We start from the raw sequence: 620 nt of genomic DNA, 5'->3' as shown, positions 1-620 counted from the left end.
TAACCTTCTTAACCTTAACACATATGTGATTTTTTATCAAATATTTTATAATATCATGAAATCATTTTTATCGTCAACCACTTTTTTAATAAAAATTAAATTAAATAAAAAACACCCCAAAACAATAGGGATTGTGTCAGATTTCCCATAAAGGGAAGGGTAATTTCCCCGCTTATATTCTGAAATCTATACTCATTAACGTAGATCAGTTTTCCCTTGAAAACGACCAAATCGATCCCGTATTTTTTTCAATCTTGTGTGGTATTCCAAAATCTCAATTCTTGCTTTTTCAGCTAAAGGCGCAATTGGTCGTAAGTCTTTTAACCCCCAATAATCAACCACTACATCAAGTACTTGATCAAAATATTGTAGTGGTCCATAATTCGCTTCTTTTGCAATTATAGCCATTCTATTTTCAAAATCAGGCATGACGGCACCTGGCATTTTAAAATTCTTAATCACATTGGCAATATGATAGCAATAATTAGGTTCCAATTCCAAATGTGTTCGAATGACATCTCGATAAAACGCATAATGAAGAGTCTCATCTTTTGCAAGGCGGCGTAATAATGTAGCAAGATCTGGATCATGCTTACTTGAAACCTTAGCTACATTATTGT

Annotated in this window: 1 protein-coding gene; it reads right to left on the bottom strand. The window is 32.9% G+C overall.

Annotated elements, in window-relative coordinates:
* Positions 1–195: 195 nt before the first annotated feature.
* On the bottom strand, positions 196–620 hold a 425-nt coding region (locus tag COI75_RS17245; protein ID WP_176535596.1), incomplete at its 5' end, for an acyl-ACP desaturase.

The sequence above is a fragment of the Bacillus cereus genome (assembly GCF_002564555.1).
GTDB classification, from domain to species: Bacteria; Bacillota; Bacilli; order Bacillales; family Bacillaceae_G; genus Bacillus_A; species Bacillus_A cereus_K.
This window is presented reverse-complemented; position numbering and strand designations above follow the sequence as displayed.